7 protein-coding genes are annotated in these 10,899 nt (G+C 72.5%); 4 read left to right on the plus strand and 3 right to left on the minus strand.

The window, feature by feature from the left end; all coding sequences use genetic code 11:
- The first annotated feature begins 54 nt into the window (after positions 1-54).
- Positions 55-1,296, plus strand: coding sequence for a phosphotransferase (locus ACFTQE_RS09690; RefSeq protein ID WP_376924855.1), 1,242 nt, complete (start codon positions 55-57; stop codon positions 1,294-1,296).
- On the opposite strand, the gene ACFTQE_RS09695 is transcribed toward ACFTQE_RS09690, so the two are convergent.
- On the minus strand, positions 1,224-4,577 hold the full coding sequence (locus ACFTQE_RS09695; protein ID WP_376924856.1) for a UvrD-helicase domain-containing protein: 3,354 nt from the start codon (positions 4,575-4,577) through the stop codon (positions 1,224-1,226). The genes ACFTQE_RS09690 and ACFTQE_RS09695 overlap by 73 nt on opposite strands.
- A complete protein-coding gene (locus tag ACFTQE_RS09700; RefSeq protein WP_376924857.1) occupies positions 4,574-7,681 on the minus strand; it encodes a PD-(D/E)XK nuclease family protein in 3,108 nt (1,035 codons plus the stop codon). Before ACFTQE_RS09700 ends, ACFTQE_RS09695 begins: the two co-directional genes overlap by 4 nt.
- A gap of 93 nt (positions 7,682-7,774) precedes the next feature.
- Here ACFTQE_RS09700 and ACFTQE_RS09705 point away from each other — a divergent pair, with 93 nt between their 5' ends.
- Both ACFTQE_RS09705 and ACFTQE_RS09710 read left to right on the plus strand, forming a co-directional pair.
- Positions 7,775-7,999, plus strand: coding sequence for a DUF3107 domain-containing protein (locus ACFTQE_RS09705; protein WP_056014418.1), 225 nt, complete (start codon positions 7,775-7,777; stop codon positions 7,997-7,999).
- Between the two features lies 1 nt (position 8,000).
- The gene (locus tag ACFTQE_RS09710; RefSeq protein ID WP_376924858.1) at positions 8,001-8,306 is read left to right on the plus strand and encodes a hypothetical protein; all 306 of its coding nucleotides are present in this window, start codon (positions 8,001-8,003) and stop codon (positions 8,304-8,306) included.
- Between the two features lie 82 nt (positions 8,307-8,388).
- Here the strand turns inward: ACFTQE_RS09710 and ACFTQE_RS09715 are convergent, their stop codons facing one another.
- Complete coding sequence (locus ACFTQE_RS09715) at positions 8,389-9,105, minus strand: ferritin-like fold-containing protein (RefSeq protein WP_376924859.1); 717 nt, start codon at positions 9,103-9,105, stop codon at positions 8,389-8,391.
- A gap of 193 nt (positions 9,106-9,298) precedes the next feature.
- On the opposite strand from ACFTQE_RS09715, the gene ACFTQE_RS09720 reads away from it, so the two are divergent.
- Complete coding sequence (locus tag ACFTQE_RS09720; RefSeq protein WP_376924860.1) at positions 9,299-10,861, plus strand: DEAD/DEAH box helicase; 1,563 nt, start codon at positions 9,299-9,301, stop codon at positions 10,859-10,861.
- Positions 10,862-10,899 lie beyond the last annotated feature (38 nt).

The raw sequence follows: 10,899 nt of genomic DNA on the forward strand, positions 1-10,899 counted from the left end.
CGGAAGGCGTGGCGGTCGCCCGCAGCCGCGAGTTGCCTGCTTAAGCTGAATGCCATGGCCAGACCTCCTCTCACTCTAGCCGCGTTGGCCACGGCGGCGGTGCCCGGACTCGAGGTGCGAGCCGTGCGTGCGCACTCCCGCAAGAGCCACGGCGCCTTCGACGCGGTCCTGCTGCGCAGCACCGACAACCGCATGCTCGTGCTGCGCGTGCCCCGCTCCCAGGCCGCCGAATCCGAGCAGTCCGCCGATCTCGTGGCGCTCCGCGCACTCACGGCCGGCATCCGCTCCCGCCTGCCGTTCGCCATGCCCGAATTCGTCGGCCAGGCACCCGTCGACGGCACGCGGGCCGTCGTCACGACCTTCCTTCCCGGCGCCGTGCGCTCCGCCGACGAGCTCACCGAACATGACGGCATCGCGACCTCGGTCGGCCTCGCCCTCGCCGCAGTGCACGCACTGCCGACCGGATTCATCGCCGACGCCGGGCTTACGCGCCAGACCGCCGACGAGTCGCACGACGCCGTCGTCGAGCTCATCGACCGTGCCGCCGACACCGGCCACCTGCCCGCGGCCCTGCTCCGGCGCTGGGAGGAGGCGACCGACGACGCCGCGCTCTGGCGGTTCCGCCCGACCGTCGTCAACGGCGCACTCGCCGCCGATTCGCTGCTCGTCGACGGCGATGCCGTGACCGGCCTGGTCGGCTGGTCGGCGCTCGCCCAGGGCGATCCCGCGCGCGACCTGCACTGGCTGCTCACCTCGCGCGGTGCGGCCGCCGAACGCGCACTCGACGCCTACTTCGGTGCGCGGTCCGGTGAAGCCGACGGTCACCTGCCGCAGCGCGCGCTGCTCTACGGCGAGCTCGAACTCGCGCGGTGGCTGCTGCACGGCGTCGAGGTGCGCGACGACGCGATCATCGCCGACGCCGTCGGGCTGCTCGACGGGCTGGTCGAGAGCGTGCACGACCGCTCGAGTGAGCCGCTCTCCCCCGAGACCGGGCCCATCCTCACGGTGGGTGATGTCGAACGCCTGCTCGACGAGACGCCGCGCGACGGCCTGCCGCGCGAGGCCGGGGCGAGCCTGCTCACCGACAGCTACGACTTCTCCGATCTCGAACGCCGTGAGGCCGGCGAACGCGACACGGCGCCGTTCGATGCGACCGCGCCGATTCCGCTCGACCTCTCGGACTGGGGCGACGCATCGCCCGCGCCCGCTGAGACGGCCGAGGGTCAGCGCGACGCCGCCGCCGGTTCGGATGCCGCCACCGACGCCCAGGCGCGCCGCAACGCCGCCTCGTCGTAGATGGCGTCGGGCCTGATGATCTGGTCGTCTTCGACGAAGTAGAAGACGGCGTCGATCGTGTCGGGCTCGACGCCCGCCCAGTTCGCGTACGCGAGCCGGTAGAGCGCGAGCTGCGTCTGCTTCAGTTCGAGGTCGCGCGCATCGCGCGGTGCCTTGCCGGTCTTCCAGTCGACCACCTGGTGGCGGATGCCGCGTCGCCCGAGTTCGCTCGACGGGTCGACGTCGAACACGGCATCGAGCTTGCAGACGAAGACGTTGTCGCCGATCGGCAGGTGCAGCTCGATCTCGACGGCCGAGGGCTTGCGGCCACCCCACTCCGAGGCCTCGAAGGTGGCCTGCAACGCCCGCAGCCGCTCGGCGGTTGGATCGGCGACCCGCTCGTCGATCGGGATGTCGAGTTCGGCGTACGCCTCGAGGCCGTCGAGCGCATCGATGGCGGCGGCCTCGAGCTCACCGGTCGACCGCTGCTCGACCCACTGGTGGAACAGGGTACCGATGCGCGTCGCCCGATAGGGCCGCTGCGGCATCGGTCGGCGCAGCTGAGCGGCGACCGCCGCCGGGTCGTCGACGTAGTCCTTGAATCGCGACGCCGGGACGCGCACGGGCACCTCGGCGGTCGCCGGCCCTTCGGCACGACGGCGGCGCTCCTCGAGCAGCAACCGGATGCGGTCGGCGAGCACGGGCCCGATGCCCTCGCCGCTCGGTCGTGCGGCAGCGGCTCGCACGGCATCGGCCGCCGCGGTGACCGCGTGGTGTCGCACGCCGAGCGGGTCGAGCGGCCAGCGCACGCGTTCGGTCGAACCGGCCCGAGGGTTCTCGTCGTGCTCGGAGGCTCCGGGCAGCACGCCGGCGTCGAGCACTCCAGCGGTCACGAGTTCGTGAAGGAACGGGCTCGGCTTGCGCGACGCCTTCTGGCTCGCCCACCACGATCCCGTCAGCAGCAGGTCGCTGCGCGTGCGAGTGAGCGCCACGTAGGCGAGGCGCCGCTCCTCTTCGGCATGACGCTGCTTGTTCTCTTCGGCGAAGTCGCCGACCGCACGGTCGAAGTCGGCCTGGCTCTGCACTCCCCGCCACTGCAGTTCGGGCAGCTCGTCGGCATCGCCCTTGAACTCGTTGGGCAGCTCGCCGAACGAGAGCCAGCCCTTCGAGGAGCGCGGCTTCGACGGCACCTCGTCGTCGACCATGCGCGGGATCGCCACGACGTCCCATTCGAGCCCCTTCGATCCGTGGATCGAGAGCACCTGCACGGCACCGGGCTCGGGTTCGTCTTGACGCGGCGCGAGCCGGTCGCGCTGCTCGGCCTCGGTGAGCCAGCCGAGGAATGCGCCGAGCGTGGCGTGCTCGGAGACCTCGGCGAAGCCCGCGAGCAGCTCATCGAACGCCTCGAGGCTCGGCGCCCCGAGCGGCTGGCCCGAGTTCGCGGCGACCTCGATGTCGAGCAGCAGCTCTTGCTGCACGAGGCTGACGAAGTCGACGAGCCCGAGCCCGGCGCGGCGGCGGAGCGACTGCAGCTGCGCGCCGGCACGCCGCATGCGGGCGAGGCCGACCTCGCTGAATGCGGCGAGTGCCGAGTGGGAGTCGGGAGCGACGAGCAGGAAGTCGAGGGCGTCGACGATCGAGGGCGACTCGTCGGGCGCGATCGACGCGCGAAGCCCTGCGCGGACCTCGTCGCCGAGGCGCCGCGTCGACAGGTCGCGATCTGCGAGCCACTTCGCGAGCGAGTGGAGTGCGGCGAGGTCGGCCGGGCCGATGCGCCAGCGCGCGCCGCCGAGCACCCGCACGAGTTCGGAGCCGGCCGTGGGATCGTTCAGCACCCGCAGCACGCACACCAAGTCGGCGATGACCGGTTGGTCGAGCAGCCCCGCCATGCCGAGCACGTGCACGGGAACGCCGCGGGCGCGCAGGGCCGCGGTGAAGATGCCGACGTTCGCGAACGTGCGGCAGAGCAGCGCCCCGCTTCGCGCACCCGATTCGGGCGCTGCACCGCGGCCCGACCGACCCAGGCGCTCGGCGAACCACGAGGCCACGAGGTCGGCCTCCTGCTCGATCGTCTCGGCCCAGGCCGCCTCGAGCCGGCCGGCCTGCGCGAACGGCGATGCTCCGAGCGGCGCCTTCGGAATCCCTGCGTCGAGCGGAAGGATCAGCGTGTTGGCCCCTTCGAGCACGATCTTCGGGTTGCGCCAGCTCGTCGAGAGGTCGTAGACGGCAGCCTCGCCCCCGGGCGCGAAGTCACGACCGAAGCGCGCGAGGTTCGCAGCACTCGCGCCGCGCCATCCGTAGATCGACTGGTCGGGGTCGCCGACCGCCATGACCGACTGCTCGCCGAACAGAGCCGAGAGCAGTCGCGTCTGCACGACGCTCGTGTCTTGATACTCGTCGAGCAGCACGGTGCGGTAGCGCTCGCGGTGCGCGGCGACGACCTCGGGATGCCGCTCGCAGATCGCGAGGGCGAGGGCGACCTGGTCGGAGAACTCGACGAAGCCCTGCTGCTGCTTCGCCTCGGCGTACGCGTCGGCGAGTTCGAGCAGCGGCGGCAGTGCCCCGACGATGCCGAGCGCGTCGACGAACGATGCGAAGTCGGTGCGCTTGCGCGGCGCCTCGATGGGCAGCCCCTCCATGGCGAGGAAGTCGCGGGTCATCGCACGAACGTCGCGGCTGTCGGCGACGTTCTCGGCGAGCGCGCGGCTCAGCGAGAGCACGGCGCCGGTGACCTTGTCGAGCGAGGCGTCGAGCTCGACGAGCCTCGGGTCGGCCGAGGCGGCGACGACCGAGCGTGCGAGCTGCCAGGCGGATGCCTCGCCGAGCACTGCCGCGTCGGGTTCACGCCCGATGAGCATCGCGTGCTCGCGGTAGATGGCGCTCGCGAAGGCGTTGTACGTGCCGACCGACGCGGACTCGAGCGGGTCGAGCGAGACGTCGGCGATGCCGAGCGAGACGAGCTGGGCGATGCGCTCGCGGATGCGCTCGGCGAGCTCGCCGGCGGCCTTGCGCGTGAAGGTGAGTCCGAGCACCTCGGGCACGGCGACGTGCCCGTTCGCGAGCAGCCAGACCACGCGGTTGGCCATCGTCTCGGTCTTGCCGCTGCCGGCCCCGGCGACGACGATGCTCTGGCCGCGCGGGTCGGCCTCGATCACGGCGCGCTGCTCGGCGGTCGGCGCGTGCAGGCCGAGCCGCGCAGCGATGTCGGCGGCGGCGAGGCCCGCTGCGGGCGCCGCCACGGCCGCTCCGGTCGCTCCGGTCACGGGCGATCCGGTCGCGGGCGCCCCGTCAGCGGCCGTCATGCCGACACCGCCGGCACGAGGTGCACGCGGTATTGCCAGCCGCCGAATCTCGAGCGGTATCCGAGCTCGGCCGGGCCGTCGAACTCGCTGCCCGACATGGTGCGGGCGACGTGGCCGAGCCGCGCGCGGAACTCGGCCTCGGCCTCGTCGTCGAACGGCTGCTGGGCGCGTTCGGTGAACGCGTTGCCGCGCGTGGGCTTGGCGAGGTAGACGAGCTTCGCGCCGCCGAGCGTGCCGCTGTTCGGCACCTCCCCGGCCCGCGCTGCCAGCTGGTATGCGGCGAGCTGCGGGTGCGCTGCCGTCTCGGCGGCCGATGGCGGCGTGCGACCGGTCTTCAGGTCGACGATGACCGTGGTGCCGTCGGCCGAGGCCTCGACGCGGTCGATCGTGCCCGAGATGCGCACCCGGTCGACGATGAGCGTGAAACGCCCCTCTGCGCCGAGCAGCACCTTGCCGTCGTCGACGAAGTTCGCGAGGTAGTCGGAGGCCCCCTCGGCCATGCGTCGTGCGCCGCGGCGCTCGCGCTCGGCCACCCAGCCCGCTTCGAAGCGCAGTTCGCGCCAGCGTTCTTCGACGGCGGCCCACAGCGTCTCGATGCTCGTATCGCCGTCGTCGCGGGCGCCCGCCTCTTCGACGACGGCATGCACGATCGTGCCGATCGAGGCGGCGAGTCCCGACGGCGGCGATGCGACGTGGTCGATGAACCAGCCGAGCGGCGACTCCTCGGCCCGGTCGATCTGCGACGGCGAGACCGAGACGAGCGCCTCGGGGTCGCCCTCGAGGTCGACGAGCGGCGCAGTGGTCGACGGCTCGGCGAGCCCGTACCACTCGTCGGGGTGGGCACCGGGCACGCCCTGCTCGGCGAGGAGGGCGAGTGCTGCGGGCGCCTCGCCGCCGCCCGAGCTCGTCGCCTCCTCGCGCAGGGCGCCGACGAGTCCGCGCAGGTGCAGCGGGCGACGACGGGCCGTCTTGATGCGCTCGCTCGCGTAACCCATCAGCATCGACGGCTGCTCGTCGTCGTTGGCGGTGCAGCTCAGCACGAGCTGCCGGCTCGCCCGCGAGGCCGCGAGCACGAAGAGCCTGAGCTCGTCGCCGCGCACCGAGGCGCGTGCCTCGGCCACCGTCTCGGGCGCCGGGAGCGGTGCGCCGGCACGGGCCGCCGCGACGACGCGCGGCAGGAGCGCGGCGTGCAGCAGGGTGCCACGGGGGCGGAGGTTCGGCCAGACGCCGTCTTGCAGACCCGCGATCACGACGACCTCGAACTCGCGGCCGATCACGGCGGGCGGCGTGGTCACGACGACGGTCTCGGCCGAGCGCTGCGGAGCGAGCGAATCTTCGGGCAGCTCGCTCGCGAGCACCTCGTCGACGAAGCGCACGGCCGGCGCGTCGGGCTCGCGCTCGACGAAGCGCTGGGCCGCGGCGAACAGGGCCACGGCCGCGTCGAGTGCGCGGTTCGCCTCTTCGGCCAGCACGCCCGTGGCTGCGGCCTGCGCCGACCATTCGGCGGCGAGCCCGCTGCCCTCCCAGATCGACCAGAGCACCTCTTCGATCGTGCCGCCGCGCAGCGCGACGCCGCGCGCCGTCGCGAGCAGCTTCGCGAGTCGGGCCGCACGACGTGCTGGAGCGGCATCGATGGTCTCGAACCCGCCAGGGGCGCCGAGGGCCTCGACGAGCAGTTCATCGGCCGTGCGCGCGCCTTCGTTCGCGAGTTCTTCGTGCCGCAGGGCGAGCCGGAGTCGGCGCAGCCCCACGCTGTCGAGCCGGCCGATCGGACCGGTGAGCACGGTCACCGCGAGCTCGGGCGTGAGCGGCTCGCGATCGAGCACGAGCGAGGCGGCCGCGAGCAACGCGGCAGCGGCCGGAGCGTCGCGCAGGGCGGTGCGCGCCGCGTTGCCGGCGGTCGGCACGTCGGCGAGCGCGAGCCCGCGCTCGAAGGCCGGCACGTCGCCGCCCGAGCGCAGCACGACCGCCATCGACGACCACGGCACGCCGTCGAGCAGGTGGCGCTCGCGCAGCACGGCGGCGACGGCCTGGCACTCGGCGGCGTGCGAGGGCGCCTCGATGCCGAGCACGGCGGCGAGGCGGTCGATCTCGGCATCGGCCGGCGCCTCGCGCACCGCCGAGCGGTGCGTGCCGCCGAGCGCGGTGCCGATGTGGCTGCTGACCGACTGCACGATCGACCGCAGCTCGGGGCGGCCCCGGTGCACGACGGGCAACTCGACGCGCTGCACGGCGCCGGCGCCGAGCACCGAGCCGAGCGAGCCGAGGAGCTCGGCGCGCCCGCCTCGGAATCCGTTGGAGGCGACGTCGGGGTCGCCGAGGGCGATCACCGTGACGCCGCGGGCCGCGAATGCGCCGAGCAGCGCCGCCGTCGACTCCGTCGCCTCCTGCGCGTCGTCGACGACGATGAGGCGCACGCGTGAAAGCAGGCCGAGGGCCGCCTCGGCCGAGGCATCCGTCGTGCTGCGCCGCACGATCGCAGCAGCGAACGCGCCGAGTTCCGACGAGTCGTACTGGTCGGGACGGAGCTGCGCCTTGACCTCGTCGTACTCCTCGAGGAAGGCGGCCGCCGCGACCCACTCGGACCGACCGGTGCGCTCGCCGAGCGCGGCGAGGGTGGGCGCGTCGACCCCGTGCTCGACGGCCCGCATGAGCAGGTCGCGGAGCTCGGAACGGAACCCGCGGAGCACGCGCACCTCGGGAGTCAGCGGATCGGGCCAGACGGGACCGAATCCGTCGCGGATGCCGCCCTCGAGCAGCTCGCCGATGATCTGGTCGTGCTCGGCACCCGTGAGCAGCGTCACCGGTGCTCCCGTGAACGCGCGCACCAACTGGAAGGCCAGCGAATTCGCCGTGCGCGCCAGCGGCCCCCGCGTGGTGACCCCGAGCCGCACCGCGAGCCGGTCGCGCAGCGCGGTGGCGGCGACTCGCGTCGCCGAGAGCACGAGCACCTCGTCGGTGGCGTGCCCGAGGCGCTCGATGCGGTCGGCGACGAGCTCGATCGCGAACGTCGTCTTGCCGCTGCCCGGGGCCCCGAAGACCGCCACGTGCTCGTCTGCCGCGAGCCTCGAAACGGGGGCGTCGGATGTCGCGGTGACCTGCATGTGGGCAACGCTAACGGGTTCCGCCGACAGTGAACCTGCACCGGCCCCGCGAGCCGGTGTCGTAGGGTTGGCGCAAGAGCAGAAAGGCGTACCGTGGACGTTCGCATCGGCATTCAGAACTCCCCCCGTGAACTCGGTTTCGAGACTTCGCAGTCAGCTGCGGAGGTCGAGCAGGCGGTCGCCGCGGCCCTCGCCGGCCAGTCGCCGCTGCTGACGCTCACCGACGACAAGGGCACCCGCTACGTCGTGCCCTCGGCCGCACTCGCCTACGTCGAGATCGGTTCAGAGGAGTCGCGTCGCGTCGGATTCGTCGCCTGACATGGAGCTCATCTTCGTCGTCGTGGGCGGCGCCATCCTGGGTCTCGCGACCCAGTTCGTGGTGCCGCTCCGGCACCTCCGCGGCGTGGCCGTGGGATCGGCGATCGGCGCAGGCGTCGCCGCTGTCGTCTGGGTCGCACTGACCTGGCTCGGCTGGCCGTGGGACGGCGGATGGATCTGGGTCGCGGCCCTCGTCGCCTCGGCACTCGTGCCGGCGGCGGTGCTGTACTTCATCTCGCCGCGTCGCGAGCACGCGGATGCCGCGCTCTTCGAGCGCCTCTCCCGCCCTGGCGTCGCCCGCGCCTGACACGGCGCACACCCGAAACGGCGCGAAAGCGCGCCGATCGACCCTGCGGTCGATCGTGCTCGGCCCGTGACGGCGAGACCGCTCAGGCCGTGAGGCCGAGCGCGTCCATGCGGCGCGTGTGCGCGGCGATGAGCTCGGTGAAGACCGGCTCGACATCGGCACCGCGATCGTTGGAGTCCGACGCGCGCAGCGCTGATCGAGCGATCAGCAGCGTGTCGCCCACGAGGCTGCGGCCCCACAGGGCGAGCCGGTCGGCGAGACCGGGCTCGGCCGCGATCGCGGCGAACAGCTCGTCGTGCAGCACGCCGGCCGACGCCTCGTCTTCGGCGAGGATCGCGCGCACCCGCGTCGCGAGTTCGCGGGGCAGGCCGGCCGCGAGCCGTGAGAAGTAGTCGTCGAGCATGCCCGCGGTCACGTGGATGCCGAGCAGCAGCTCGTACCAGTCCGCGCCCGCGCTCGCCTGACGGAACCGCTCCGCCGCCGGAGCGAACGGAGCCATGACCTCGACGGGCTCGACGTCGAGCCGACGCAGCTCGGCGATCAGCGCATGATGCTGGCGCAGCGCACCGCCCGCTGCACGGCTGAGCCCCTCCTTCGCCGACAGCGTCGGCGCGGTCGCGACGGAGCGCGCGAGGGATTCGAAGAACTCGAGCTGGATGTACGCGGCCTGGCCGAGGAACGGCACGGGCTCGGGCACGAGTTCCGTGAAATCGACCTTCTCGAGCTCCCTCGAAGCAACCCGGGGGCGCAGTCGAGGCAGCTCGGGGCGCGGAAGGCGCCGATTCGACCAGAGGACCACAGCAGACAGCTTACCGACGGGTGCGGTGCGACTCGGATCCGGACGGCCCCGCAGACGGCCCATCCGAGGCGTTCAGGGAGTCTCGGATAGGGTAGAGGGTGCATGCGGGCGATGGATCCGCAGCCGTGCGCCTGGGGTTGAGAACGGGGCGCGCATCCGACCGCCACCTCGAGCAACACGAACAGGCAGACTTTTGACCACATTCACCGACCTGGGCATCGCGTCCGACATCGTCGACGCCCTCGCCGGGAAGGGCATCATCGATGCCTTCCCCATCCAGGAACAGACCATCCCCCTCGCCCTCTCGGGCCAGGACATCATCGGCCAGGCCAAGACCGGCACGGGCAAGACCTTCGGGTTCGGCCTGCCGATCATCCAGCGACTCGGCGACGACCCCGAGCCCGGCGTCAAGGCGCTCGTCGTCGTGCCGACCCGCGAACTCTGCGTCCAGGTCACCGAAGACCTCGAGCTCGCGACATCCAATCGCCCGACCAAGATCGTCTCGATCTACGGCGGCAAGGCGTACGAAGGCCAGATCGAGCAGCTCAAGGCCGGCGCGCAGATCGTCGTCGGCACCCCCGGGCGCCTCCTCGACCTCGCGTCGCAGCGCCTCCTCTCGCTGAAGAACGTTCAGGAGATGGTGCTCGACGAGGCCGACAAGATGCTCGACCTCGGCTTCCTGGCCGATATCGAGAAGCTCATGGCCCAGACGCCGGCGACCCGTCACACGATGCTGTTCTCGGCCACCATGCCGGGCCCGATCGTCGCGCTCGCACGCCGCTTCATGGTGCGCCCCATCCACATCCGCGCGACGGACCCCGACGAAGGCCTCACGCAGGCGAACATCAAGCACCTCGTCTACCGGGCGCACTCGCTCGACAAGGACGAGGTCATCTCGCGCATCCTCCAGGCCGAGGGTCGCGGTAAGACCGTCATCTTCACGCGCACGAAGCGTGCGGCGGCCAAGCTCGTCGAAGAGCTCAATGACCGCGGCTTCAACGCCGCAGCGGTGCACGGCGATCTGAACCAGGACCAGCGCGAGCGCGCCATGGCCGCGTTCAAGGCCGGCAAGAAGGACGTGCTCATCGCCACGGATGTCGCGGCGCGCGGCATCGACGTCGACGACGTGACCCACGTCATCAACCACACGATCCCCGACGACGACAAGGCGTACCTGCACCGCGTGGGCCGCACGGGCCGCGCCGGCAAGACCGGCATCGCCGTGACGTTCGTCGACTGGGACGACCTGCACAAGTGGGCGCTCATCAACCGCGCCCTCGAGTTCGGTCAGCCCGAGCCGACCGAGACCTACTCGTCGAGCCCGCACCTCTTCACCGACCTCGACATCCCCGCCGGCACCAAGGGCCGTCTCAAGCCGTCGTCCGCGGTCGCCGCGCCGACGCGTTCGGCCACGGCCGGCCGCACCGAGGGCCGCTCGGGCGGCCGCTCCGGTGGTCGTTCAGAGGGCGGTTCCGAGCGGTCGGATGCCGGCGCGGAGCGCGCACCGCGTACCCGCAGCCGCAACCGCACGCGCGGCGGCAAGCCGGCCGGCGAGACCGCGAGCGCTGCCCCCGAGGCCGCGTCGACCGAGGCCGCCGGAGCTCACGCCGCTCCCGCCGAGGCCGTTGCCGTGAAGGAGCCCGGCACGGGCACTCACGACGGCAAGGGCCACGAGCACCACGACGGCAACGCCGCTCCCCCGCGTCGCCGCCGTCGTCGCGGCCCGCGCACCGGTGGCACCACGCCCCAGGCGTGACCCTGCACTGACGTCTCAGCGCCCGCTCGGCTTCGGCC

The organism is Agromyces sp. NPDC056965 (genome assembly GCF_042673425.1).
In the GTDB taxonomy this organism is placed as follows: domain Bacteria; phylum Actinomycetota; class Actinomycetes; order Actinomycetales; family Microbacteriaceae; genus Agromyces.

Excerpts from the sequence above, each read along its gene's own strand:
- ACFTQE_RS09690 (WP_376924855.1), top strand. The coding sequence starts at position 55 with ATGGCCAGACCTCCTCTCACTCTAGCCGCGTTGGCCACGGCGGCGGTG.
- ACFTQE_RS09695 (WP_376924856.1), bottom strand. The coding sequence starts at position 4,577 with ATGACGGCCGCTGACGGGGCGCCCGCGACCGGATCGCCCGTGACCGGA.
- ACFTQE_RS09700 (WP_376924857.1), bottom strand. The coding sequence starts at position 7,681 with ATGCAGGTCACCGCGACATCCGACGCCCCCGTTTCGAGGCTCGCGGCA.
- ACFTQE_RS09710 (WP_376924858.1), top strand. The coding sequence starts at position 8,001 with ATGGAGCTCATCTTCGTCGTCGTGGGCGGCGCCATCCTGGGTCTCGCG.